The organism is Arthrobacter sp. SD1074B, from assembly GCF_056780195.1.
Map to the genome: position 1 here is coordinate 2,487,244 of NZ_JBRAZT010000001.1, position 24,290 is coordinate 2,511,533.

At 67.4% G+C, this 24,290-nt stretch carries 19 protein-coding genes and 2 tRNA genes; 6 read left to right on the plus strand and 15 right to left on the minus strand.

Annotated elements, in window-relative coordinates:
• Nucleotides 1-94: 94 nt before the first annotated feature.
• From ACUYM2_RS11430 to ACUYM2_RS11490, 13 genes are all read right to left on the minus strand, one after another.
• Complete coding sequence (locus ACUYM2_RS11430) at nt 95-1,207, minus strand: branched-chain amino acid aminotransferase (protein WP_481600164.1); 1,113 nt, start codon at nt 1,205-1,207, stop codon at nt 95-97.
• A gap of 161 nt (nt 1,208-1,368) precedes the next feature.
• On the minus strand, nt 1,369-2,421 hold the full coding sequence (locus ACUYM2_RS11435) for a 3-isopropylmalate dehydrogenase (protein WP_481600165.1): 1,053 nt from the start codon (nt 2,419-2,421) through the stop codon (nt 1,369-1,371).
• A gap of 69 nt (nt 2,422-2,490) precedes the next feature.
• Nucleotides 2,491-3,249, minus strand: coding sequence for a class F sortase (locus ACUYM2_RS11440; RefSeq protein WP_481600166.1), 759 nt, complete (start codon nt 3,247-3,249; stop codon nt 2,491-2,493).
• A 79-nt stretch (nt 3,250-3,328) separates the two neighbouring features.
• A complete protein-coding gene (locus ACUYM2_RS11445; protein ID WP_481600167.1) occupies nt 3,329-4,468 on the minus strand; it encodes a hypothetical protein in 1,140 nt (379 codons plus the stop codon).
• A gap of 393 nt (nt 4,469-4,861) precedes the next feature.
• Nucleotides 4,862-6,421: a methionine--tRNA ligase gene (gene metG, locus ACUYM2_RS11450; protein ID WP_481600168.1), complete on the minus strand. Its 1,560-nt coding sequence runs from the start codon at nt 6,419-6,421 to the stop codon at nt 4,862-4,864.
• A 9-nt stretch (nt 6,422-6,430) separates the two neighbouring features.
• Nucleotides 6,431-7,198, minus strand: coding sequence for an ABC transporter ATP-binding protein (locus ACUYM2_RS11455; protein ID WP_346960862.1), 768 nt, complete (start codon nt 7,196-7,198; stop codon nt 6,431-6,433).
• The gene (locus tag ACUYM2_RS11460) at nt 7,195-9,984 is read right to left on the minus strand and encodes an ABC transporter permease (RefSeq protein ID WP_481600169.1); all 2,790 of its coding nucleotides are present in this window, start codon (nt 9,982-9,984) and stop codon (nt 7,195-7,197) included. The genes ACUYM2_RS11455 and ACUYM2_RS11460 overlap by 4 nt, the downstream gene beginning before the upstream one ends.
• 201 nt (nt 9,985-10,185) lie before the next feature.
• Entirely contained in the window at nt 10,186-11,781 is a 1,596-nt protein-coding gene (gene serA / locus ACUYM2_RS11465) for a phosphoglycerate dehydrogenase (RefSeq protein ID WP_481600170.1), read from the minus strand.
• 144 nt (nt 11,782-11,925) lie between these two features.
• The gene (ilvC, locus tag ACUYM2_RS11470; RefSeq protein WP_346960859.1) at nt 11,926-12,951 is read right to left on the minus strand and encodes a ketol-acid reductoisomerase; all 1,026 of its coding nucleotides are present in this window, start codon (nt 12,949-12,951) and stop codon (nt 11,926-11,928) included.
• Nucleotides 12,952-13,036: 85 nt separating this feature from the next.
• Nucleotides 13,037-13,549, minus strand: coding sequence for an acetolactate synthase small subunit (gene ilvN / locus ACUYM2_RS11475; protein ID WP_476877964.1), 513 nt, complete (start codon nt 13,547-13,549; stop codon nt 13,037-13,039).
• 2 nt (nt 13,550-13,551) lie between these two features.
• A complete protein-coding gene (locus ACUYM2_RS11480; protein WP_481600171.1) occupies nt 13,552-15,450 on the minus strand; it encodes an acetolactate synthase large subunit in 1,899 nt (632 codons plus the stop codon).
• Nucleotides 15,451-15,858: 408 nt separating this feature from the next.
• Nucleotides 15,859-17,580 carry a dihydroxy-acid dehydratase gene (ilvD, locus tag ACUYM2_RS11485; protein WP_481600172.1) on the minus strand — a complete coding sequence of 574 codons (1,722 nt, stop codon included), beginning with the start codon at nt 17,578-17,580 and terminating at the stop codon, nt 15,859-15,861.
• A gap of 98 nt (nt 17,581-17,678) precedes the next feature.
• Nucleotides 17,679-18,647: a LysR family transcriptional regulator gene (locus ACUYM2_RS11490; protein ID WP_481600173.1), complete on the minus strand. Its 969-nt coding sequence runs from the start codon at nt 18,645-18,647 to the stop codon at nt 17,679-17,681.
• A 106-nt stretch (nt 18,648-18,753) separates the two neighbouring features.
• Between ACUYM2_RS11490 and ACUYM2_RS11495 the strand changes: the two genes are divergently transcribed.
• From ACUYM2_RS11495 to ACUYM2_RS11505, 3 genes are all read left to right on the plus strand, one after another.
• Nucleotides 18,754-19,668, plus strand: coding sequence for a sunset domain-containing protein (locus ACUYM2_RS11495; protein WP_481600174.1), 915 nt, complete (start codon nt 18,754-18,756; stop codon nt 19,666-19,668).
• A gap of 2 nt (nt 19,669-19,670) precedes the next feature.
• A complete protein-coding gene (locus ACUYM2_RS11500) occupies nt 19,671-20,858 on the plus strand; it encodes a PQQ-dependent sugar dehydrogenase (RefSeq protein WP_481600175.1) in 1,188 nt (395 codons plus the stop codon).
• Between the two features lie 118 nt (nt 20,859-20,976).
• Nucleotides 20,977-21,052 (plus strand) — tRNA-Lys (locus ACUYM2_RS11505).
• A gap of 290 nt (nt 21,053-21,342) precedes the next feature.
• Here the strand turns inward: ACUYM2_RS11505 and ACUYM2_RS11510 are convergent.
• Nucleotides 21,343-21,477, minus strand: coding sequence for a hypothetical protein (locus tag ACUYM2_RS11510; protein ID WP_481600176.1), 135 nt, complete (start codon nt 21,475-21,477; stop codon nt 21,343-21,345).
• 386 nt (nt 21,478-21,863) lie between these two features.
• A complete protein-coding gene (locus tag ACUYM2_RS11515; RefSeq protein ID WP_481601475.1) occupies nt 21,864-22,337 on the minus strand; it encodes a MarR family winged helix-turn-helix transcriptional regulator in 474 nt (157 codons plus the stop codon).
• 95 nt (nt 22,338-22,432) lie between these two features.
• Here ACUYM2_RS11515 and bcp point away from each other — a divergent pair, with 95 nt between their 5' ends.
• The 3 genes from bcp to ACUYM2_RS11530 all read left to right on the plus strand — a co-directional run bounded on the left by bcp (nt 22,433) and on the right by ACUYM2_RS11530 (nt 24,078).
• Entirely contained in the window at nt 22,433-22,906 is a 474-nt protein-coding gene (bcp, locus tag ACUYM2_RS11520) for a thioredoxin-dependent thiol peroxidase (protein WP_481600177.1), read from the plus strand.
• Between the two features lie 115 nt (nt 22,907-23,021).
• Nucleotides 23,022-23,103: transfer RNA gene (locus tag ACUYM2_RS11525), tRNA-Leu, on the plus strand.
• A 288-nt stretch (nt 23,104-23,391) separates the two neighbouring features.
• On the plus strand, nt 23,392-24,078 hold the full coding sequence (locus ACUYM2_RS11530; protein WP_481600178.1) for a fasciclin domain-containing protein: 687 nt from the start codon (nt 23,392-23,394) through the stop codon (nt 24,076-24,078).
• Nucleotides 24,079-24,290: the final 212 nt, after the last annotated feature.

The window sequence follows — 24,290 nt, forward strand, 5'->3', positions numbered from 1 at the left end:
GGACTTCCGGCCCGTCACTGAGGGGGGCGCCTGCAAAAAGCGACGGCGGTCCGCACCGGGAGGTGCGGACCGCCGTCGTACGTGTTGCTGCGGGCTACGCCAGGCGGGTCAGCCAGCCGTGGGTGTCCTCGACGGTGCCGGTCTGAATGCCGAGCAGCTGCTCGCGGATGGCCATGGTGGTCTCGCCGGCCGTGGCGTCCTCGGAGCCGATGAACTCGGTCTCGTCCTTGAGCACGCCGATCGGCGTGATCACGGCGGCGGTACCGCAGGCGAAGACCTCGGTGATTTCGCCGGAGGCGACGCCGTCGCGCCACTCATCCAGGGTGATCTTGCGCTCGGTGATCTCGCGGCCCATGTCCCGGGCCACCTGGATCACGGAGGAGCGGGTGACGCCTTCAAGGATGGTGCCGGACAGCGCCGGGGTGACCAGCGAGCCGTCCTTCATCACGAAGAAGACGTTCATGCCGCCCAGTTCCTCGACGGCATTGTCATTGAACTGGTCCAGGAACAAGACCTGCTTGCAGCCGTGGGCCTCTGCTTCCTGCTGGGCGATGAGGGACGCGGCGTAATTGCCGCCGCACTTAGCGGCGCCGGTGCCGCCGCGGCCGGCGCGGGCGTATTCGCGCGAGATCCAGATCGACACCGGCTTGAGCTCGCCGCCGAAGTAGTTGCCGGCGGGCGAGGCGATGACCCGGAAGGACACTTCGCGGGCGGCGCGCACGCCCAGGAACGCCTCGGTGGCGATCATAAAGGGGCGCAGGTAGAGCGCCTCGCCGTCACCGGAGGGAACCCATTCGCGGTCCACGGAGACGAGTTCGCGGATGGCCGTCAGGAAGTATTCCTCCGGCAGTTCCGGGAGCGCGAGCCGGCGCGCGGACCTGTTCAGCCGGGCGGCGTTGGCCTCGGGGCGGAACGTCCAGATGGAGCCGTCGGCGTGGCGATAGGCCTTGAGCCCCTCGAAGATTTCCTGGCCGTAGTGCAGCACCGCGGCGGAAGGATCCAGCATGATGGGGCCGTAGGGTTCGATTCGGGGATCGTGCCAGCCGCCCTTGCCCTCGGCATCGACGCTGTAGTCGACGATCGCGGTGTGGTCGGTGAAATGGTCGCCGAATCCCGGGTTGGCCAGGATGGCTGCACGCTCTTGCGCGGACTTCGGGGTCGCCGAGAGCCGCTGGCTGAATTCGACGCCATGGGCAGTCTGGGTCATGGTTCCTCCACGGTCGGCTGCCTGGTGTGTGAACGTGGTTCAACCTCGGACCACGGCAGCATGTTGGTGATTCGAAACAAGCTTACGCCCGATGCCCGGGCCGGTACCGGCGCTGCCGGTCGCCGCCTTGCGGGCGGCGGCGACCCGGCTGCCTGCGCGTGCTAGAGCCCGGCGGCGATCGCGTCGCCGATGGCGGCGGTGCTCCGGAAGCTGCCGTCCCGGCTTTCGACGTCGGCGGCGACGGCCGCCTCGATTTTGCGGGCCGCGGCGGCGTAGCCCAGGTGGTCCAGCAGCAGAGCGGCGGACAGGATGGCGGCGCTCGGGTCGGCCTTCTGCTGGCCGGCAATGTCCGGGGCGGAGCCGTGGACCGGCTCGAACATGGACGGCGCGGTGCGGTCCATGTTGATGTTGCCGGAGGCCGCCAGGCCGATCCCGCCGGTGATCGCCGCGGCGAGGTCGGTGAGGATGTCGCCGAACAGGTTGTCCGTGACGATCACGTCGAAGCGGGCCGGATCAGTGACCATAAAGATGGTGGCCGCATCCACGTGCAGGTAGTCGTGGCTGACCTCCGGGAACTCCGGCGCCACGGCCTCGACGGTCCGCTTCCACAGGTGTCCGGCGAAGACCAGGACGTTGTGCTTGTGCACCAGGGTCAGCTTCTTGCGCGGGCGTTCGTTGGCGCGGCGGAAGGCGTCGCGGACCACACGCTCCACGCCGTGGGCGGTGTTTAGCGAGACCTCGGTGGCCACCTCGTGCGGGGTGCCGGCCCGGAGCGTGCCGCCGTTGCCGACGTAGGGCCCCTCGGTGCCTTCGCGGACCACGATGAAGTCGACGGTTCCGGGGTTCGCGAGCGGGCTGCCGACGCCGGCGTAGAGCCGGGAGGGGCGCAGGTTCACGAAGTGGTCCAGGCTGAAGCGCAGCTTGAGCAGCAGCTCGCGTTCGATGATGCCGGAGGGGATCCGGGTGTCGCCTGGGGCAGCGCCCACCGCGCCGAAGAGGATCGCGTCGCGCGTCCGCAGGTCCGCCAGGGTCTCCTGCGGCAGGGTCTCCCCCGTCTCCAGCCAGTGCTGGGCGCCGAGCTGGTAGTGCGTCTGCTGCAGGTCGATGCCTTCGGCGGCGGCGGCCTTCTCCAGGACCTTAAGCGCCTCGGCGGTGACTTCCGGGCCAATGCCGTCGCCGGGGATAACTGCCAGATCAATGGTGGATGCGCTCATGGATTCAGCGTAGCCAAGGAATCCACATGGTGGTCAACTTGTCTCATTATCCGAACAGCCGCCGACCGCCTAAGGCAATGCCACCGGGGAAGCCACTACGACGACGTTTTGGCCCCAGAGGTCCCCGGTGTAACAGGAAATCAACACGAGCCTGTTGGGGACCACCGCCCAGACAGGGCTGTCCTTCAGGGTCGACTTCACATAGGTGGTCACGGAATCGACCTTGTAGCTGATGGTTCCGGTCGAGGTCTGCACCGTCAGCTTGTCCCCCGCCGCGGCCAGTGTGCTCAACCGGTTGAACGGGGCGTCGACCCCCTGCCAACTGTGCCCGACGACGTAGGTCGTGTTGATCGAACCCGCGCCCGGGACACCGAAGGGCGCCAGCCAGTATCCGGCCATGGTTTCCGGCGGGACAATGCTCTGGCTCGCGGCCTCCTCCGCACTGGGCTCAAGTGGATGGACGGGCACATCCATCCGTGCCGCCGGGTAACTGATCCGCAGCGGGGCGGAAGCCTTGGGGCCGTGGACCACTGGCGTCGTTCGTTGCAGTGCAGTCGGGGGTGCGGTGCGGGCAGCGTCCGACGTCGGCCGGGCGGAGGGTGCCGGCGTGGCCGAGGCGGGGACCGATGTGGCACCCGCGGGAGGGGCTCCAGCAGCGGGTCTGGCGACTCCTCCCACGCTGGATGCTCCGCCAAAAGCCCCGTACAGCAGCCAGGCAGCCAGCAGGCCGACAGTGCAAAGCACCAGCAGTGTCTTGTCCCAACCGCGCTGCGGGCTCCCGCGCTGGGGTGCCTGGGCGAGCTGGTCGGAAGCGCGTTGGCGGGCCATGGGAGCTCCTGGCTGGGTAATTACCCGAATGGTGTAGCGGTGCGGGCCGGCCGACTCTGGCAGCCGGCCCGCGTTGTCACTAGCTGTTAGCGTTCCTGCGGACAGTGCCCCGGAGCAGGGCCGTAGCGGCTCCTGCGGCGAGGAGCCCCGTCAGGACGGCGAGCCAGGCCGGCGTCCCGGTCATAGGTTCGTCCTCAACAGCCGTCTGGACGTTGTAGCCCATGTTGACCACGGGAGCCGCAGCGCCCTGCGCCGCGCCGGCGGGCGGTGTCACAGGTTTGGCGACGGGTGGTGCTGCGGGCTTCACAGCCGGAGGGTTATTAGGCTCGTGCGCCGGCGGGTCCTCACATTCGTCCTTGTCCCACTTGCCCGGCCAGTCGCAGTCATCGCCGTGGTGATGACCCTTGCCGCCCTTGTCCCACTTGTTCGGCCAGTCGGCGAGGTCGCCCCTGTCTCCATGGTCGCCCTTGTCGCCGCGGTCGCCACGGTCCCACTCGCCCGGCCAGCCGGCGTGGTCGGCCTTGTCGCCACGGTCGCCGTGACCGTCCGCCTCGCATTTATCTCCCTCGCCCGGCCAGTTGGCGTGGTCGCCATGGTCTCCATGGTCGCCCTTGTCGCCATGGTCGCCATGGTCGCCCTTGTCGGGCCAACCGACATGGTCGCCCTTGTCTCCCTTGCCTCCCTCGGCGCCGGGCTTATGCGAGTTGTCCGGCTTATCCCCCTTGTCCCCGGGCTTGTGGGAGTTGTCCGGCCTATCCCCCTTGTCCCCGGGCTTGTGGGAGTTGTCCGGCCTATCCCCCTTGTCCCCGGGCTTGTGGGAGTTGTCCGGCCTGTCCCCCTTGTCCCCGGGCTTGTTGGAGTTATCCGGTGTTCCACCGTTGGCCGGCGGGATCGTCACCGGGCCCGGCAACGCGTCCGGCTTTTCCGAAGTGTTCGGTGTCCCGGAGCTGTCCGGATTGCCCGTTGCGTCCGGCGTGCCCGACCCGACCGGCGGGATCGTCACCGGGCCCGGCAACGCGTCCGGCTTTTCCGAAGTGTTCGGCGTCCCGGAGCTGTCCGGATTGCCTGTTGCGTCCGGCGTGCCCGGGGTGCCCTGCTGGCCGGACCCCGGAGTCTGGGCCGGTCCACCCTTCCCAGGCAAGGACTTCACTGTCCCGTCCTGGCTGGCACCGTCGCTCCCCACGTCGGCTGCGTTGGCCGTGCCTGCGGTTCCCAGCAAGGCCAAACCTAAAATCCCCATTGTTGCGATGGTTCGTCTCATTATTGGTTTGCTCCATCACGAGTCGACTTTCGACCTGACGGCGCCACGCGGAGTAACTCCGGGGCCGGGGAACGAGCCCCGGCCTGATTCATTGAGGGTGAGTGATGATAGTTACTCCCCAGCGGTTTCATCAAGCCGCTAACGCCCGTAACGCTATGACGGGGCCATGCGGCCCGTCCCGAGTAATCGCTGCCCGCTTTCGGCGCCAGACCACCCGATCTGCAGGAGAAACTACTTGTACGCCGCCTCGGTTAACAACCGCGAGGTGACATTTCGCGGCAATGTCCGGCGGGATCATTGGCGCGAAATGCCACCTCGACGGTGTGCAGTCAGCGGAAGGGGTACCGGGGGCTACGCCTCGGCGGGCTCCTCGTACTTGGGGAACACCGGGGCCGGGGCGGGCAGCGGCGTGCCGGCCTCGATGGGGGTGTCCAGTGCCGCGAAGTCGCGGGCGTCACCCTCCGGCTGGCCCAGGGTGTCGAGAATGGCCGCCGTCGCCGTCGGCATCACCGGCTGGGCGAGGATGGCGACGATCCGCAGCACCTCGAGGGTGACGTACAGGACCGTGTTCATGCGCTCGACGTCGGTCTTGCGCAGCACCCACGGCGCCTGGTCGGCGATGTAGGCGTTGGTGTCACCCAGCACGTTCCAGATCGCCTCGAGCGCGCGGCTGAATTCCTGCTTCTCGAACGCTGCCCGGGCGATGTCCAGCAGCCCCTTGGCCTGGCCCAGCAGCGCGGCGTCCTCGGCGCTGAAGCCGGCCGGTGCCGGAACGCGGCCCTCGCAGTTTTTGGCGACCATGGACAGCGACCGCTGCGCGAGGTTGCCGAAGTTGTTCGCCAGGTCCGAGTTCATCCGGCCCACAATCGCGTCGTGGCTGTAGTTGCCGTCGGCGCCGAAGGGGACCTCGCGGAGCAGGAAGAACCGTACCTGGTCCAGGCCGTACTGCGCCACCCAGTCGGCCGGCGCCACCACGTTGCCCAGCGACTTGGACATCTTGATTCCCTGGTTGTGCAGGTGGCCGTGGATCATCACGCGCTTGGGCAGTTCCAGCCCGGCGGACATCAGGAACGCCGGCCAGTACACCGCGTGGAACCGGGAGATGTCCTTGCCGATCACGTGGACGTCTGCGGGCCAGTACTTCCGGAAGCTCTCCGAGTCCGTGTCCGGGAAGCCGACGCCGGTCAGGTAGTTGGTCAGCGCGTCCACCCAGACGTACATCACGTGGTCCGGGTTGCCCGGGACGGGGACTCCCCAGTTGAAGGAGGTGCGGCTGATCGAGAGGTCCTCGAGGCCGCCCTTGACGAAGCTGATGACCTCGTTGAAGCGGCTGTGCGGGGCGCCGAACTCGGGCTGGTCCGCGTACAGTGCCAGCAGCCGGTCCTGGTAGGAAGAGAGCTTGAAGAAGTAGCTTTCCTCTTCCGTCCAGGTCACCTCGGTGCCGGTTTCGGAGGCGTAGCGGAGCCCGTCCTCGCGGACCTCGGTCTCGTCCTCGACGAAGTAGCGCTCGTCGCGGACCGAGTACCAGCCGGCGTACTTGGACAGGTAGATGTCCCCGTTGGCTTCCATCCGCTGCCAGAGCGCCTTGGCCGCCTCGTAGTGGTCCGGGTCCGTGGTGCGGATGAAGCGGCTGAGCGAGATGCCCAGGTCATCGCTCATTTGCCGGAACGCCGCCGAGTTGCGGTCGGCGAGCTCCTTGACCGGGATGCCTTCCTTTTCCGCCGTCTGCTGCATCTTCAGGCCGTGCTCGTCCGTGCCGGTCATAAAGAAGACGTCGTAGCCGTCTAGCCGCTTGAACCGCGCCATCGAGTCGGTGGCGATGACCTCGTAGGCGTGGCCGATGTGCGGCACGCCGTTGGGGTAGCTGATGGCCGTGGTGATGTAGAACGGGGTTTTGTCGGAAAGCGTCACGTTATTAACCTAGATCAGTTCGGTCAGGGTATCGCTCTGGCGGACAAGTTCGTGGTCGTGTGAAGCGACCAGGACGGCGATGCCGTCGGACGTCGTGTCCTTGAGGATGCTGATGATGCGGTTGGCCGAGGTGCGGTCCAGGCTCGCGGTGGGCTCGTCGACCACCAGCACGCGGGTGCCGAGGATCAGGGCCCGGGCGATCGCGACGCGCTGGCGTTCACCGCCGGAGAGCTGGGCGGGACGGTGCCGCATGCGACGGCCCAGGCCCACGAGGTCCAGCAGGTCCTTGGCCATGTCGCGGCGCTGTTCGACCTCGCCGTCGGGCACGGCCGGCAGCAGCACGTTTTCAAGCGCGCTCATCCCGTCGATCAGGGCACCGCCCTGGTCGACGTAGCCGATCAGGGCCCGGCGGCGGTCCGCAATTTCGTCGTCGCCCATGGTTTCGAGCGAGTCGCCTTCCCAGAAAACCCGGCCCGACGTCGGCAGGGTCAGGCCCGCGCCGACGGTCAGGATGCTGGTCTTGCCCGAGCCGGAGCGGCCGGCGACACAGTGCATTTCGCCGGCGTGCAGCGTCATGTTGAAATCGTCGACGACGTTGACCGCCTCCGCGCCGCCCTTGCCGCCGCCGTAATGGATGGTGATGTTGCTCAGTTCCAGCGGCGTGGCGTGGTCCGTGGCCTTCACGATCGTGTTGGCGCGGGTCTGGTGGCCGCCGTTCCCGGTGCTCTCCGGCATCCGGTTCCGGGCCGCCCTGGTCAGGTTCAGCTCGTTAGTCATTGGACCACTTTCGTTGCAATCGGAATCCAGCAAAGTACAGCCACGAGTCCGGCGATTCCGGCCCAGAGTGCGGCATAGGGGGCGAGAAGCAAGCCAATGCCGAGGGCACCGATGACGCCCAGCGGCAGTGCGATGGCTCCCACCATGGCATTTTCAAAGAAGCGGACCTGGCCCAGCATGTCCGGGTTCCAGCCCATGGCCTGCAGGATGCCGAGGTACTGGCGTTTGGCGCCCAGCTCGAAGCGGCCGGTGACCATGGTCAGCAGCAGGCCCACGGCCACCCCGGAGACGCCCAGGATGATGCTCGGCAGCGCGATGCTGGCTGCTGCCACGCCGCTGAGCGCGCTGGCGCCGGCGGCGCGGGGAATGTCGACGAGCAGTGCGGCGAGTCCGCCCACCGCGGCGCCGAAGACGCCGACGGCGACGGCCAGCGAGCCGGTGTTGAACTTGTTGGTGCTTAGCTGCCGGCTGGCGAAGGTCAGCGGCGAGTCGACGGGGATGAGCCGCTCATCGTGCTGCGGCTCCTGGTCAATGACGTCGCGGTGCCGCAGCTGCTGGGCCGCGAAGAACGCCGCGCCGCAGTAAAGGACCAGCACCGAGGCGGAGACCACCGCGGTGGCCAGGTTCCAGCTGATCAGGCTGAGCACGACGCCGGCAACGGCAAGCAAGGCGGCGCCGACGCCGAACTCGGCGAGCACCCAGGACCGGATTTTGCGCTGCGTCCAGCCCATCGCCCGCAGCGTTCCGGCCTCACGCCGGCGCTTGCGAACGTAGCTGACCGTCGAGGCGCCGGTGAGCAGGGCCGCCCCGCACAGGGTCAGGAAGAGCAGGGTCAGGTTAGTGCCGGTCAGTGAGCCGGAGACTGCGTCTGCGGCGTCCTGCCGGACCCACGACTGCTGCACGGTGCCCAGCGGCGACTCCTTGCCGGCGTCGTCCTTGGAGTAGCCGGGCACAAAGATGCTGGCGTCTTCGCGGGCCGAGCCGGCCACGACGGTGGCTTGCAGGCCCATGTCGCGGATCTCGTTGGCGAGCTTCTCGACCTCGGGCTGGGCCTGCTTCCAGCTGCCGGCCACCGTGGCTCGGACGCGCACGGCGTCAATCACGGAGGCGTTCTTCTCGTAGCCGCGGGCGGCGGCCAGGCCGTAGTAGTCGGTGATGGCTCCGGCCGACTGGCTGACCAGGCCGGTTCCGCTGAGCGAGGGCTTGAGCGTGGTCGGCTGGACGTCCTTGCCGTCGGCGTCCTTGGTGAGGGTGAGCGGGGTGGGGTCGTAGCCGCCCAGCGGCAGGCGGTTGACGTCCCCGGCTGCTTCCTGGACCTTCGCGGGGTCGAACGTGCCGTAGACCATGGCCAGGGGCGTGGCCGGCTTCTTGCCGGTGGCGAGGTTGTCCCGGTAGGACCGCTCGTCCACCGGGGTGCGCTGCGTCTGGTCGACCGGGGCATCGTTGGCGCCCTTTTCCGGCAGCCGGTTCACGGTGACCCAGTCGCCCGGGACCGCGGACTTGTCGACGGCGCCGTTGCCGGCGGTCTTGCCGTCCTTGTACTTGGGGGCGGCGGCGAAGTCGGTGCTCCAGGTCGCCGGGTTGTAGAGGCCCTGGCCGAAGCTGCCGGTGTCGCCCAGCAGCTTGGAGAGGTCCTTGGACCCGGGCCAGGCCAGGGCGAACGGTGACTTGGAGACGAAGGGCAGGTAGTCCTTGCCCAGCGAGCGGGTCACGGTGCCGACGTCCTTGATGACGTTGCCGGCGTCGTCGATTTCCTCGATCTTGACGGAGTACTTGAGGTCCAGGGACGTGCCGGAGCGGACGATTAGCGGGATGGCCTGCGAATCCACGGTCAGCTGCCCGGCGCGCTTGGCCTGCTGGTACTGGGTCATCAGCGGCGCCCAGTACTTGAGCTTGACGCCCAGGAAGTCGGGGCCTTCCTTGAGCTGTTCCATGCTGATGCCGTTGGTGAAGAGGCTCTCGAAGTGGCGCCCGATTGCGCCGGCGTTGCGGGCATCGGCCGGCGGTGCCTTCTCCAGCGGAGCGAGGAAGTCGCCGGCGCCGCCCAGGAGCGCGCGTTCGGAGACCGGGTCGACGGCGACGACGGACTCGGTCACCTGCGGGGCGAGCGGCAGCGACACGGAGAGGTTGAAGAGGTTGTGCTCGGAGCCGCCGGCCGGGGCGGGGAACTTGATCCCGGTTTCCCCGTCCGGGCCCGCGATCCGGACGTTCTTGCCGCCGGCGACTTCCTCTTCGACGAGCTTGGCCTTGCCGACGGAGCCTTCGGCGGTGGTTTTGAAGAGGGTCTGTTCGGAGGTGCCGTCTGAACTAACGGCGCTGGCGGTGAGGCGGTACTTCTTGGCGGTGTCGCTCAGCACGGACTCGGCGGCGGGCCACTTGGCCGGGTCGGTGGCGCTGGGGTCACCGGCCGTGCCGGCGAGCCCTGCGTTGTAGCCGAGGTAGTCGGTGGCGTCGAGGCGGGGCGACTCGAGATTCTGCGAGACCCGTGAGACCAGGCTGATCGGGGCCGCGACGGAGGTGCCGGAAAGTTTTCGGATGGAGTCCAGCTGGTCGAAGCTGATGCCGCCCTGGCCGGTGGCGATCTCGGGCTGCATCAGGCCGCCGTTGTCGTCCGCCTTGGCCTGGACGAGGATGTCGTAAAGCCCACGGGAGTTCTGGTCGACGGTGCGGTCCAGCGCCGCCTGTGACTGGCCCTGCACCAGGACGGACAGGCACATGGCCACGATCAAAATGGACGCGGTCAGCAAAAGCACTCGACTTCTGATGAACCTCTGGACGGCGTTCATTGGGCTCCTGAAAGCTGGATTGCGTGCGCACGCCGCAGTTCATTCCGCGCGGAAATGAAGGCGTCCCGGCCGGGCGTGCAAAAGTAAAGGCCGGTCTGCCGGCCAAATCCGAAGTTCGGACCTAGCCATTGTACGCAGACCGGCCGCTCATTCATGGCCGCCTGCGGCGGTGTTGCCGCCGCAGGCTGCCACGCTGGGGACTTAGTCTTCGAGGTCGACTTCGCGGACCATTTCGGCGCCGATTCCGGCCTTGATCGCTTCGAGGACCTGCTGCGGCACGGAGCTGTCGATGGTCAGCAGCGCGAGCACCTGGCCGCCCTCGGCCTGGCGGGCAACCTGCATGCCGGCGATGTTGATGTTGTTCATGCCGAGGATGTGGCCGATGGTGCCAATCACGCCGGGGCGGTCCGAGTAGGCCACCACCACAAGGTGCTCACTGATCGGAATTTCGACCTCGAAACCGTTGATCCCAACGAGCTTCTGGATCTGCTTGGGCCCGGTCAGGGTACCCGCCACCGAGATCTGGGTGCCGTCGCTGAGGGCCCCGCGCAGGGTCAGGACGTTGCGGTAGGACTCCGTGTCCGGGGTGGTGATGAGCCGGACGTTGATGCCGCGCTGCTCGGCGATCACCGGGGCGTTGACGTAGGAGACCTGCTCGGTCACGACGTCGGCGAAGATGCCCTTGAGGGCGGCGAGTTCGAGTACCTTCACATCCAGCGACGAGATCTCTCCTGCGACCTCCACGTCGAACTGCGTCAGCGAGGCGTGGGTCATGGCGGTGAAGATCCGGCCCAGCTTCTCGATCAGCGGGATGCCGGGCCGCACGTCCGGGGCGATGACGCCGCCGGCGACGTTCACGGCGTCGGGCACGAGCTCGCCGGCCAGGGCCTGGCGGACTGACTTGGCGACGGAGACGCCGGCTTTTTCCTGCGCCTCGTCGGTGGAGGCGCCCAGGTGCGGGGTCACCACAACGTTGTCCAGCTTGAAGAACGGCAGGTCGGTGCTGGGCTCCTTGACGAACACGTCGACACCGGCGCCGGCAATCTCGCCGGACTCCAGCGCGGCGTAGAGGGCTTCTTCATCCACCAGGCCGCCGCGGGCGACGTTGACGACGTAGGCGGTGCTCTTCATTTTCTTGAAGGCCTCGGCGCCGAGCATGCCGACGGTCTCGGGCGTCTTGGGCATGTGGATGGTGATGAAGTCCGACTGGGCCAGGAGTTCATCCAGGGTCACCAGCTGCACCCCGAGCTGGGCGGCGCGGGCGGAGGTGATGTAGGGGTCGTACGCCAGGATCTTGGTGTCGAAGCCCTTCAGGCGGGCAGCGACGAGGGCGCCGATCCGGCCGAGGCCGATGATGCCGATTTTCTTTTCGAACAGCTCGGTGCCGGTGTACTTGGAGCGCTTCCACTCGCCGTCCTTGAGCGCGGCGGAGGCCTGCGGGATGTGGCGGGCGAGGCTGAGGATGTGGCCGACGGTGAGTTCGGCGGCGGAGACGATGTTCGACGTCGGGGCGTTGACCACCATGACGCCGGCCTGGGTGGCGGACTTGATGTCAACGTTGTCCAGGCCCACCCCGGCGCGGGCGATCACCTTGAGGTTCTTGGCCGCAGCGATGGCCTCGGCATCCAACTGGGTGGCGGAGCGGATCAGGATCGCGTCGACGTCGGCGATCGCGGAGAGCAGCTGGGAACGGTCGGCGCCGTCGGTCTGGCGGATTTCGAAGTCCGGGCCGAGGGCCTCGATCGTGGCGGGCGAAAGTTCCTCAGCGAGGAGTACGACAGGTTTGGTGCTTGTCACCGGTGACCTCTTTAGCTCTCTTGTATTCAGGTGGGGATTTTGGAACCTTGGGTGGTGAACGGCGGTGTCCTTTCGGCTGCTGCGCTCGTTCCTCACGCAACAACGCAGCCTTCAAGGACACCGCCGCCCACTACCACCGGGGATCTAGCGGGCTACTGATCCTTCGGTGTAATCGTCTTCGTTCTTGATCCAGGAGAAGAGCTTGCGCAGTTCGCGGCCGGTGGCCTCGATCGGGTGGTCCTCGCCCTTCTTGCGCAGTGCCTTGAACTCCGGGGCTCCGGCGTCCTGGTCGTCGATGAAGCGCTTGGCGAAGGTGCCGTCCTGGATGTCCTTCAGGACCGCTTTCATGTTCTCCTTCACCTCGGGGGTGATGACGCGCGGGCCGGAGACGTAGTCGCCGTATTCCGCCGTGTCCGAGACGCTCCAGCGCTGCTTGGCGATGCCGCCCTCGACCATCAGGTCGACGATCAGCTTGAGCTCGTGCAGCACCTCGAAGTAGGCCACTTCCGGCTTGTAGCCGGCTTCGGTCAGGGTCTCGAAGCCGTACATGATCAGCTGCGAGGCGCCACCGCAGAGGACTGCCTGCTCGCCGAAGAGGTCGGTTTCGGTTTCTTCGGTGAAGGTGGTTTCGATGACGCCGGCGCGGGTGCCGCCAATCGCCTTGGCGTAGGACAGGGCCAGTTCCTTGGCCTTGCCGGACGCGTTCTGCTCGACGGCGATCAGGTCCGGCACGCCGCGGCCGGCTTCGAACTCGCGGCGCACAATGTGGCCCGGGCCCTTGGGGGCGACCAGGGCGACGTCGACGTCGGCCGGCGGCTGGATGTAGCCGTAGCGGATGTTGAAGCCGTGGCCGAAGAACAGGGCGTCGCCGGCCTGCAGGTTCGGGGCGATGTCCTCGGCGTAGACGTGGCGCTGGACCTGGTCCGGGGTGAGGATCATGATCAGGTCGGCCTCGGCGGTGGCGTCGGCGACGTTGAGGACACGCAGGCCCTCGGCCTCGGCCTTGGCGCGGGACTTGGAGTCTTCCTTCAGGCCGACGCGGACGTCAACACCGGAATCGCGCAGGCTGAGGGCGTGGGCGTGGCCCTGGGAGCCGTAACCGATGACGGCGACGGTGCGGCCCTGGATGATCGACAGGTCGGCGTCGTCGTCGTAGAACATTTCAGTCACTGGGGTGTCTCCTTTGGTGGATTCTTTGGTGTTGTCTGGGGAAAATCGGGGGTGGTGCTGGTGGTGCTGCGGGCCCGCGCGCCTTTTAGGCTGAGCGCAGGGCCCGGTCGCTCATGGAGCGGGACCCGCGGCCGACGGCCAGGGTGCCGGACTGCACGATTTCGCGGACGCCGAAGGGCTCCAGCACTGAAAGAAGTGCCGTGAGCTTGTCGGGGTGGCCCGTGGCCTCAATGACGACCGACTCGGTGGAGACGTCGACCACTGAAGCGCGGAACAGGTCGGCCGCCTGGGTGACCTGCAGCCGGGTTGCGGCATCCGCACGTACCTTGACCAGGATGTGGTCGCGCTGTACGGAAGATTCTGGGGTGAGCTCGACGATCTTGATCACGTTGACCAGCTTGTTCAGCTGCTTGGTGACCTGTTCGATCAGCTCGCCGTCGGCGTCGACCACGACCGTCATCCGGGAGATGCCCGGAACTTCGGTGGGGCCGACAGCCAGGGAATTGATGTTGAAGGCGCGGCGGGCGAAGAGGCTGGCAACGCGGGTCAGCACACCGGGCTTGTCTTCGACCAGAACGGAGAGTGTGTGGCGGGTCATGTTCAGTCCTCTTCTTCCCAGTCCGGGGTCATGTTGCGGGCAACCTGGATCTGGTCGTTGCTGACCCCGGCGGGGACCATCGGCCACACCATGGAGTTGGGGCTCACCACGAAGTCGATGACGACGGGGCGGTCGTTGATCGCCAGGGCCTGCTGGATGGTGGCGTCAATGTCCTCGTCGCGTTCGCAGCGGAAGGACGCACAGCCGTAGGCGTCGGCCAGCTTGACGAAGTCCGGGATCCGGACGGTGTCATGGCCGGTATTGAGGTCGGTGTTGGAGTAGCGGCCCTCGTAAAACAGGGTCTGCCACTGCCGCACCATGCCCAGCGAGGAATTGTTGATCACGGCGACCTTGATCGGGATCTTGTTGATCGCGCAGGTGGCCAGTTCCTGGTTGGTCATCTGGAAGCAGCCGTCGCCGTCGATCGCCCAGACCACACGGTCCGGGTCCCCCACCTTGGCGCCCATGGCCGCCGGAACGGCGTAGCCCATGGTGCCGGCGCCGCCGGAGTTCAGCCAGGCGTGCGGGCGTTCGTACTTGATGAACTGCGAGGCCCACATCTGGTGCTGGCCGACGCCGGCGACGTAGACGCCCTCGGGTCCGGTGAGCGCACCGATCCGTTCGATCACGCGCTGCGGAGCGCTGAGGCCGTCCTCCGGTTCGGTCCAGCCCAGCGGGTAGGTTTCCTTGAGGTTGTTCAGGAAGGCCCACCAGTTGCCGAGGTCCGGGGTGCCGGAGGCTTCGAACTGCAGGCGCAGCGCCTCGGTCAGTTCCGGGATGATCTCCTTGACCGAGCCCACGATCGGCACGTCGGCGGTCCGGTTCTTGGAGATTTCCGCCGGGTCGATGTCCGCGTGGATGACCTTGGCGTTCGGGGCGAAGGACTTCAGGATGCCGGTGACCCGGTCATCGAAGCGCGCGCCGAGCGTGATGAGCAGGTCGGACTGCTGCAGCGCGGTGACGGCGGACACCGTCCCGTGCATGCCGGGCATGCCGACGTGCTGCGGGTGCGAGTCCGGGAAAACGCCCCGGGCCATCAGCGTGGTGACCACGGGCGCGCCGGAGAGCTCGGCCAGTTCGCGCAGTTCCACTGAGGCGTGGGCCTTGACCACGCCGCCGCCGACGTACAGCACCGGCTTTTTGGCCGCTGCGATCAGCCGGGCGGCCTCACGGACCTGCTTGCTGTGGCCGCGAACCACCGGCCGGTAGCCGGGCAGGTCGATCTTGGGCGGCCAGGAAAACGTCATCTGGCCCTGCTGGGCGTCCTTGGCCACGTCCACGAGGACGGGGCCGGGGCGCCCGGTCGAGGCGAGGTGGAACGCCTCGGCCATCACGTGCGGGATGTCGTTGGGGTCGGTGACCAGGAAGGAATGCTTGGTGATCGGCATGGTGATGCCGACGATGTCCGCTTCCTGGAACGCGTCGGTGCCAATGACTCCGCTGGAGACCTGGCCGGTGATGGCCACCATCGGCACGGAATCCATGTGGGCGTCCATGATGGCGGTAACGAGGTTGGTGGCACCGGGGCCCGAGGTGGCGATGCAGACGCCAACCCGTCCGGTGACCATGGCATAGCCTTGCGCGGCGTGGCCGGCTCCCTGTTCGTGGCGGACCAGAATGTGGTTCAGTTTGGAGGCCATCAAGGGGTCATAGGTGGGCAGGATTGCGCCACCGGGAAGACCGAAAATGTCCTGGACGCCGAGTTCTTCGAGCGCGCGGACGATTGCTTGCGAGCCGGTCATCACCGTCGGGGGTACGACGTTGTTCGGCCCAAGGACGGGAGAGGCAGCAGCATGCTCGACGCCGGCGTCGGCCGGACGTTCGAGGCGTTCCGGAGCTTTGTGGGCTCCAGCGGACTTTGTGGCCATCAGCGAGGGGCTGATCGGCGATCCTTTGCTCATCGGACTCTTCCTTTGGTGGATCTTCGGGTGGATCTTCGGCGATCTGGGTACTGCGGGTGTTACGGGTGGTGCGGATGGTGCGGAAATAAAAAAACCCCTCAGCCTGGCGGCTCTTCGAGGGGTTTGCGCGTGACGGTTCGTTACCAGTGGAGGCTATGGAGCCACGCGCTTGGTAAGTACGACGACGCCGCCGACGGTAACGATCTCGATCATGCGTTCAGTTTTCCCTCTTACTGAGACACGTGTCAACGAGCCTGCGGCCTGTCTCAGTATGTGGACGACACTGTCCACTAGCTGGGACCCTCATTTTCCTCTGGTGACCCTGCAGCCTTCGGCGGCGGGGCCTTAGTAGGGGAATTCCGGGGGCCCCGGGGGCTGCGGCGTTAGCGCCGCAGCCCCCGGTAGGAATTACCCGCAGTAGGCGCCGGTGGAGGCGCTGTGCACGAGCTTGGCGTACTTGGCGAGCACACCCTTGGTGAACTTGGCCGGCAGCGGCTCCCAGCCCACCTTGCGCGCCTCAAGCTCGGCCCCGTCGACCAACAGGTCGAAGGTGCGGGCGGCGATGTCGACACGGATCCGGTCGCCGTCCTTGACGAAGGCGATGGGGCCGCCGTCGACCGCTTCCGGTGCGACGTGGCCGATGCACAGCCCGGTGGTCCCGCCGGAGAAGCGGCCGTCCGTGAGCAGCAGGACATCCTTGCCCAGGCCAGCGCCCTTGATGGCGCCGGTGATGGCGAGCATTTCGCGCATGCCGGGTCCGCCCTTGGGCCCCTCGTAGCGGATGACGACGACGTCGCCGGCCGCGATCTGACCCTTGTTGAGAGCATCCAGGGCGCCCTGTTCACGCTCGAACACCCGGGCAGTGCCCTCAAAGACGTCGGCGTCAAAGCCGGCGCTCTTCACGACGGCGCCTTCCGGAGCCATCGAGCCGTGCAGGATCGTGATGCCGCCCGTCTTGTGGATCGGGTTGTCCATGGCGCGCAGGACCTTGCCATCGGGATCCGGCGGGTTGATCGAGGCGAGATTCTCGGCCACGGTCTTGCCGGTGACGGTGAGGCAGTCGCCGTGGATCAGGCCGGCGTCGAGCAGGGCCTTCATGATGACCGGCACACCGCCGATCTTGTCGACGTCGGTCATCACGTAGCGGCCGAAGGGCTTGAGGTCGCCCAGGTGCGGGATCTTGTCGCCGATCCGGTTGAAGTCCTCGAGGTTCAGGTCCACTTCTGCTTCACGGGCGATGGCGAGCAGGTGCAGCACGGCGTTGGTCGAGCCGCCGAAGGCCATCGTGACGGCGATGGCGTTCTCGAAGGCCTTCTTGGTCATGATGTCCCGGGCTGTGATGCCGAGGCGGAGCAGGTTGACGACGGCCTCGCCGGACTTGTGGGCGAAGACGTCGCGGCGGCGGTCTGCAGAGGGCGGCGCGGCGGAGCCGGGAAGGGACATGCCCAGTGCTTCGCCGATGCAGGCCATGGTGTTGGCCGTGTACATCCCGCCGCAGGCACCTTCGCCGGGGCAGATGGCTTTTTCAATCCGGTCCAGGTCGCCGCGGCTCATCTTTCCGGCGGCGCAGGCGCCCACGGCTTCGAAGGCGTCGATCAGGGTGACTTCCTTTTCGGAGCCGTCCTCGAGCTTGACCCAGCCGGGCATGATCGAGCCGGCATAGAGGAAGACCGACGCGAGGTCGAGCCGGGCGGCCGCCATGAGCATGCCGGGCAGGGACTTGTCGCAACCAGCCAGCAGCACCGAGCCGTCGATGCGCTCGGCCTGCATCACGGTCTCCACCGAGTCGGCGATGACTTCGCGGGACACCAGGGAGAAGTGCATGCCCTCGTGGCCCATGGAGATGCCGTCCGAGACGGAGATGGTACCGAACTGCATCGGGAACCCGCCAGCGGCGAAGACGCCTTCCTTGGCGCCCTGGGCGAGCCGGTTCAGGGAAAGGTTGCAGGGAGTGATTTCGTTCCACGAGCTGGCCACGCCAATTTGGGGTTTGGCGAAGTCATCGTCGCCCATGCCGACCGCCCGGAGCATCCCGCGCGACGGTGCGGCGTGGATGCCATCGGTAACGACCCGGCTGCGGGGCTTGATGTCCGGTTTGGTGACTGTTGTTGTTTGGGTGTCCTCACTCATGGCTCAAAGTCTAGGGCGCCACCGTCGGCAGCAACGAGCCGGACAGGCGCATTAAGCCTAAAACCGGGAATATTTCGCCCAAATAGTGGACTCTCGTCTCACTGCTTGGACATTCCGACGGCGCGGCCCCACTCGCCGTGAGGCACATCACGCAGTTCCGGAGCCTCGGCCACTGCCTGGGCCTCGGATTTGAGCAACGAAAGCACGCGCTGGATGGTGGTCCGGGCCGCGGCCTCCGGACGCGCGAGGGCCACGATGCTGCGGCTGGCTTTGACGCCGGTGAGCGGGCGCAGCACGAACCCTTTCCCCTGGTTCTTCAGGGCGGTGTAGCGCGGCAGCAGGCTGAGCCCGTGCCCGGCGCTGACCAGGGCCTCCAGGACGCGCAGGTCCGGAAAGAGCTGTGCGCGAACGGCCGGGGAATCCGCCTGCATCTCAATCTGGCGCAGCACAGTGTCGAAGGGGAAACCGTCGGGCACCCCCATCCAGGGGAATCCGACGACGTCCTCCGCGCGCAGTGACGCCTTGCCGGCCAGGGCGTGGTCCGCCGGCACGGCGACGTCCAGCGGTTCGTCAAGCAGCGGAATCACCTGGAGTCCCTGGCGGGCGAAGACTTCGGGCCCGTCCACGCTGTGGGCCAGCACAATGTCATAGTCCGCGGCCAAGGCGGCAAACCCGGCGACCCCGGGATCCTCGAAGTGCGCCTCGAACCTCAAACCGTCAATTTCCTTCACGCGGTGCAACAGTCCCGGCAGGAACATCTCCGCGGCACTCGGGAAGAAGGCCGCCTTGACCCGGGTCTGCCAGCCGAGCCGGTAGGTGTCGATGGTGGCCTCGGCGCGGGCCATGGCGGTGGAGACCTCCGCCGCCGCACCGGCCATAGCCAGCCCCGCTTCGGTCAGCCGCACTCCCCTGCCGGACTTCTCGACCAGGACCACGCCGAGTTCGTCCTGCAGGGTCTTGAGCTGTTGCGAGACTGCCGACGGTGTCACCCGCATCGCCTCCGCCGTGGCGCCCACGGTGCCGCGGTCGGCCAGTTCGCGGAGAATCCGTAGTCTCTTGAAATCCATCCAGCGAGGCTACACGGGGCGGGGGCCGGAACGCTGGACAGCCGCGTCGGGCCGGACGTAACGTCAAGCAACGGCAACCCCGCCGCCTGGACAGAAGGATTCGGCTATGGATTGGATTATCTGGCTCATCGTCATCGTGGTGATTGTCGGCGTCGTGTGGTGGCTCTTGAACCGCAACAATGCCCGCAGTGGCGCTGGGACCTCCCCGTCCACCGGGGCTGGAACCGACACCTCCCGGCAGGCATCGGAAGGCCGGGGAAGCCACGACGGTGCGCTCTCCGGCGGGACCGCCGCCGCGTCGGCCGCCGCGGCCGCCACGACGGGGATGCCGTCCGCCGCCGGATTCAGCAACGCCGAGCCGGAGCCGCCCACCACCGCCGACGACGCGGCCGTGAGCGCACCGGCCCGGGGCACCGACGCCGATTCCGCAGCCGAGGGGGCAGCCGCCGGCGGCGCCGAGTGGGAGACCCAGTGGTCGGAGACACCGCCGCCCGAGGAGCACGCCCCGCACCACGACGCATCCCACGGGGCCCACATAGCCCACGACCACCACGCACACGGCGGGGAGTCAGGGGCCGCAGAAAGCCCCGATGCCGGGGCGGCCGCAGCGCCAGCCGCGCCGGAGCACCAGCCGGCCGAAGCGACCCGCGTGCACCACGCTGAATACACCGAGCCGCACGCCCCGACCCTTCCCGGCGCCGAGTCCGCGGCCGCCGAGGCTGCCGACTTGGAGACGGCGCAGGCGGCGTCCTCGGCGGCCCTCACCGAGGGGGCGGCCAGCCACGCCGCAACACCGGCCGGGCACCTGGCCGTGGAGCAGCCGTACGGCGAGGGATCGGCGGCACCGGCCCCGGACGGAAGCGGCCCGGAGGGCTTTGCCGTCAAGGGGAACGCTTCGTCGATGACCTACCACGACGAGACCAGCCCCGCTTATGAAGAAACCCGTGCCGAGGTCTGGTTCCTTTCCGCGGCCCACGCCGAGGCGGCGGGGTTCCGGCCGCCACGCCGTTCACGGCTGTAGCCATGTCCCCGCGGCCGTCACGGCGCTCCGTCCTGGCGGCGGCGGTGGCGGTAGTGTCCCTGGCTGTGGCAGGGTGCACCGGCACCCCGGGCGCTTCCCCGTCGGCCGGCAGCCAGTCCGCCAGTACTAAATCCTCCGGCAGCCAGTCCGCGCCGGGGGCGCCGGGCGGCGCCGCCAGCAGCCCGGCCGGCAGCACGCAAGCCGGAGGCACCCAGACCGTCCAGGGGGCGCCGCGCGTCGTCGCCCGGATCAATGCCGGGCTGACACTGCCCTGGTCGACAGTCTTCCTTCCGGACGGCACTGCCCTCATTTCCGAGCGGGACAGCGCACTGCTGAAGTCCGTGCCGCCGGGCGGAAACGGCACCGCCGCCACGGTGGGCAAGGTGCCCGGCGTCGTCCCTGGCGGCGAAGGCGGCCTGCTGGGACTTGCCCTGTCCCCCGACGCCGGGAAGGCCCGGTATCTCTACGCCTACTTCACCGCCGAGGCGGACAACCGGATCGCCCGCTTCCGGCTTGGAGCCAACGGCCGCCCGGACCTCGGCGCTCCGGAGTTGATCTTTTCGGGGATTCCCAAGGCGGGAACGCACAACGGGGGCCGCATCCGTTTCGGACCGGACGGCTACCTGTATGTCGGCACCGGCGACGCCCGGCGCAGCGGCGAGCCCCAGGACCGCAGCGCCCTCGGCGGCAAGATCCTCCGCCTGACCCCCGAGGGGAAGCCCGCACCCGGCAATCCTTTCGGCGACAACCCCGTGTACAGCCTCGGGCACCGCAACGTCCAGGGACTCGACTGGGACAGCGCCGGACGGCTATGGGCCAGCGAATTCGGCCCGGACGTCAACGATGAACTGAACCTGATCGTCCCCGGCGGCAACTACGGCTGGCCGGACGTGACCGGCGCCCCGCACCGCGCGGGGTTCCAGGACGCCAAGGTGGTGTGGCCCTCGACGGCCGAGTCCTCGCCCAGCGGACTCGAAATCATCGGCGACACGGCCTACCTCGGTGCGCTCCGCGGCGAACGGATCTGGAGGGTTCAGCTCCGCGGGGAGTTTGCGGACAATCCTGTGGCCTATTTCACACGCGAATACGGTCGGATTCGCGACGTCGCGCTGGCTCCTGACGGGCGCCTCTGGGCCCTCACTAACGCGCAAAACCCTGATTTCGTGCTGGTTTTGGAGGTTCCCCGCTAGCCGGACGACCCCGCCGGCGGCTCGATTTCACACTCCACCAAATCTCGTGTAGAGTTTCATGTCGTTGCGGAGAACACCGCGGGAAATAAAAAGCCCGAGGGGAACGAAAACAACAGCTGCACCTCTAGCTCAACTGGCAGAGCAATTGACTCTTAATCAATGGGTTCCGGGTTCGAGTCCCGGGGGGTGCACCACCAGGAAAACCCCGTCCGGCACACTGAAAAGCGTGCCGGGCGGGGTTTTCTTTTTTGCCTGGGACGGCCTGGGTACCGCATTAGGGGGCCGTGCGACCTGAGCCTGCCGCGCTCCCGCCCAGTTGATTAGCTGAGATCCTGAAGAACTTCGCATCAATCCGCGGCCCGCCGGGGTGCCGGCCGGGGGCGGCGGCGAATAACTGGGCGGGAACGTCGGCCAAAGGGCGCCGCGGGTATCCGGCACGGCGTGAGCCGGCAAGGCTTTCCCGGCTAGCAGCGTTCGGCCGACACTAATTACGTTCGGTCGACGCGAAGTGAAAGTGGATCGGCAGTGCCAGCTGGATCGGGGATGCGCCGACCGGCTCGTCGAGCAGCTCGTTGATCGAGGTCTGCCCTTCGAGTTCCGCAGTCGGGTGCGCTTCCATGCTTTGATCCTAAGTCCGGCCTGCGCCCGGTCCGGTGATGGACACGGGCCCGCGCCGCGTCACGAGGAAGAAGCGCCAGACGCCCGGGAGAGGGGTGCTGGCTGGGCTCCGGGCAGGCTCCGGGGAATTGCCGCTAGCGGTCCGCCGGTGCTTCCGTGTGGGGGTCGCAGTCTTCACAGAAGACCGCCACGGCGGATTCGCCGCAGCACTGGCAGTGATGTTCCAAGGACGTGGGTTCGAGGACGTACCTAGTCATGGCCCCATGCTCGTCCAGCAAGGCCGGGTTGAACCCAGTAGCGCGTACTCGTTTTCCGGTCCCCGCTGGGGCGTTCCGGTGCACGCACCGGCAGTGCCCTACCTAGTTGGCGCGGGTGGGCGCCGGCGGCCTACTTAGCTTCGGCCGTCACGCCCGGTTCCACGGCGGTGACGATGGCCTTTGCCTCCGTGGTGGACATCCGGTTGGCCAGCTCCCGGACCACGGACTGCAGCTCGTGTCGCAGGGAGTCGGGGTCGATCGAGGCAGCAGCAAGGACCGAGCGCTCCATGTCCGCGGCCGCTACGACGGCTTCACGGCCGCGTTCGGTCAGGGTCACGACGTGGCTCCGGCGGTCAGAGGCGCTGCGCTCCCGGGAGATGTGGCCATGAGCCTCGAGCCGGCTCAAGGTCTTGCCCATGGTCTGCGCTTGGACGCGGACCAGCTGCGCCAATTGCGCTTGCGTCATGGGTCCGTTGGCGGAAAGCACTTCCATGGCGATGACCCCGGCATGGGTAAGGCCAATGGCCCCCAGCTTCTCGTTCCAGGAGTGTTCCACAAGGCGTGCTGCCGTTGACAATAGGCGGCCCGTGGGCCAGCGATCCATATCAGGCATACCCAAGAGTATAGCGATTGTCTGATTCGTCGACCGCGCCTGCGCTCACTAGGCTGGAATTTCGCACATTTGCCAAGGAGATCAACATGCCCCAACGACTCGTTCCCGGAGACGACGCACCGGACTTCCAGCTGTTGGATTCAACAGGACACGAGGTGGGCCTGCAGGACTTCCGCGGCCGGAACACCGTGGTCTACTTCTATCCCGCGGCTGCCACCCCGGGGTGTACCAAGCAGGCCTGCGACTTCCGCGACTCGCTGGCGGCCCTCCAGCGGGCAGGCTACGACGTCGTCGGCATCTCCCCCGACCCGGTCGAAAAGCTCGCCCGTTTCGCGGCGGCGGAACGGCTCAGCTTCCCGCTGCTCTCCGACCCGGACCATGCAGTGGCCGAGGCCTATGCGGCATGGGGTGAGAAGAAGAACTACGGCCGCACCTATGACGGATTGATCCGTTCCACCGTGGTGGTCGGCCCCGACGGCAAGGTCTCCCTGGCGCAGTACAACGTGCGCGCCACCGGCCACGTCGCCAAGCTGCTGCGCGACCTCCAGCTGGACGTCTAGCCAGCACCTGCTTGCCGACCCGCGGGCCCGGCGGCGGACCGCGGAACCGAAATGTAGACTGGTTCCTGGCATACGCCGTCGAGGGTCCCTAGGGGACCCGGGACGGCGGCACCGCGCGCGAGTGGTGAAATTGGCAGACACGCAGGATTTAGGTTCCTGTGCCTTCGGGCGTGGGGGTTCAAGTCCCCCCTTGCGCACACAGCAGAACCCCGGTCTTCGGACCGGGGTTCTGGCGTTTAACCGCCGGCTGCCTCTCACCCGGCGGGGCGGAAAACCCCGGAATTCCGGCGTAACCGGGGGTTTTCCCCGCTTCCCGGACAGCCCTCCGGAAAAGAATTTCGAATCCCACCCATCCCTTTCCGCCGAGCGCCCGAATACCCATTGAGACACCAACCAAGGGTCGGTGCCCAACAGTCGGAGAAAAGCCACAGCGGCAAAGATGTTCGCTGCAGGCAATGAAATCGGCACAACAAAGGAGAATCGAAATGCAGACCATCAAGCGCACGACTTTCGCCGTTGCAGGTATCGCTGCCGCAGCCATGCTCAGCCTCACTGCCTGCGGCGGTTCCAGCACGGGTTCCAGCTCCTCGGCCCCGGCTTCCTCGCCGTCGGGCTCCGCCATGGAGTCCAGCATGGCGCCGTCGCCGTCCATGAGCTCCTCCGCCGCGGCGATGGACCCGGCCGCTGACCTCGTCGGCTCCGGCTGCGCCGCCTACGCCGCCCAGGTTCCCGACGGCAAGGGTTCGGTCTCCGGCATGGCCCTGGATCCGGTGGCCACCGCCGCCTCAAACAACCCGATCCTGACCACCCTGACCGCCGCCGTCTCCGGCAAGCTCAACCCCAAGGTCAACCTGGTGGACACCCTGAACGGCAGCGAATTCACTGTCTTCGCTCCGACCGATGACGCGTTCAAGAAGATCGACGCCGCCACCATCGACAAGCTCAAGACGGACGATGCCCTGCTGAGCAAGATCCTGACCTACCACGTAGTCCCGGGCAAGATCAGCCCGGCCGACATCGTGGGCACCCACAAGACTGTCCAGGGCGGCTCTGTCACTGTCACCGGCAGCAAGGACGCGCTCAAGGTCGACGGCGCCAACGTAGTCTGCGGCGGCGTCAAGACCGCCAACGCCACGGTCTACATGGTCGACTCGGTCCTGATGCCGAAGTAGGCAACACCCAAGCCCTCCTGACCCGGATCCAGCCTGACTCCCTGGATCCACCTGGAGCAACGAAGGCCCGCACCGGATGGTGCGGGCCTTCGCGTGTTGCCGGGCCACGCACCACCGGCCCCGCGCGTCCCCGTCCCGTGTACGGCCCACCGTGGCGGCGGTCCTGACGGGAATCCGCCGCGCCGGTCAACTAGACTGGGGCTGTTCCGCAG

Bases quoted from the DNA above. Each gene is read 5' to 3' on its own strand.
- ACUYM2_RS11500 (WP_481600175.1), top strand. From the start codon at position 19,671: ATGTCCCCGCGGCCGTCACGGCGCTCCGTCCTGGCGGCGGCGGTGGCG.
- ACUYM2_RS11435 (WP_481600165.1), bottom strand. From the start codon at position 2,421: ATGAGCGCATCCACCATTGATCTGGCAGTTATCCCCGGCGACGGCATT.
- ACUYM2_RS11490 (WP_481600173.1), bottom strand. From the start codon at position 18,647: ATGGATTTCAAGAGACTACGGATTCTCCGCGAACTGGCCGACCGCGGC.
- ACUYM2_RS11430 (WP_481600164.1), bottom strand. From the start codon at position 1,207: ATGACCCAGACTGCCCATGGCGTCGAATTCAGCCAGCGGCTCTCGGCG.
- ilvD (WP_481600172.1), bottom strand. From the start codon at position 17,580: ATGAGTGAGGACACCCAAACAACAACAGTCACCAAACCGGACATCAAG.
- ilvN (WP_476877964.1), bottom strand. From the start codon at position 13,549: ATGACCCGCCACACACTCTCCGTTCTGGTCGAAGACAAGCCCGGTGTG.
- ACUYM2_RS11440 (WP_481600166.1), bottom strand. From the start codon at position 3,249: ATGGCCCGCCAACGCGCTTCCGACCAGCTCGCCCAGGCACCCCAGCGC.
- ACUYM2_RS11460 (WP_481600169.1), bottom strand. From the start codon at position 9,984: ATGAACGCCGTCCAGAGGTTCATCAGAAGTCGAGTGCTTTTGCTGACC.
- ACUYM2_RS11530 (WP_481600178.1), top strand. From the start codon at position 23,392: ATGCAGACCATCAAGCGCACGACTTTCGCCGTTGCAGGTATCGCTGCC.
- ACUYM2_RS11480 (WP_481600171.1), bottom strand. From the start codon at position 15,450: ATGAGCAAAGGATCGCCGATCAGCCCCTCGCTGATGGCCACAAAGTCC.
- ACUYM2_RS11515 (WP_481601475.1), bottom strand. From the start codon at position 22,337: ATGGATCGCTGGCCCACGGGCCGCCTATTGTCAACGGCAGCACGCCTT.
- ACUYM2_RS11510 (WP_481600176.1), bottom strand. From the start codon at position 21,477: ATGGAAGCGCACCCGACTGCGGAACTCGAAGGGCAGACCTCGATCAAC.
- bcp (WP_481600177.1), top strand. From the start codon at position 22,433: ATGCCCCAACGACTCGTTCCCGGAGACGACGCACCGGACTTCCAGCTG.
- ACUYM2_RS11455 (WP_346960862.1), bottom strand. From the start codon at position 7,198: ATGACTAACGAGCTGAACCTGACCAGGGCGGCCCGGAACCGGATGCCG.
- ACUYM2_RS11495 (WP_481600174.1), top strand. From the start codon at position 18,754: ATGGATTGGATTATCTGGCTCATCGTCATCGTGGTGATTGTCGGCGTC.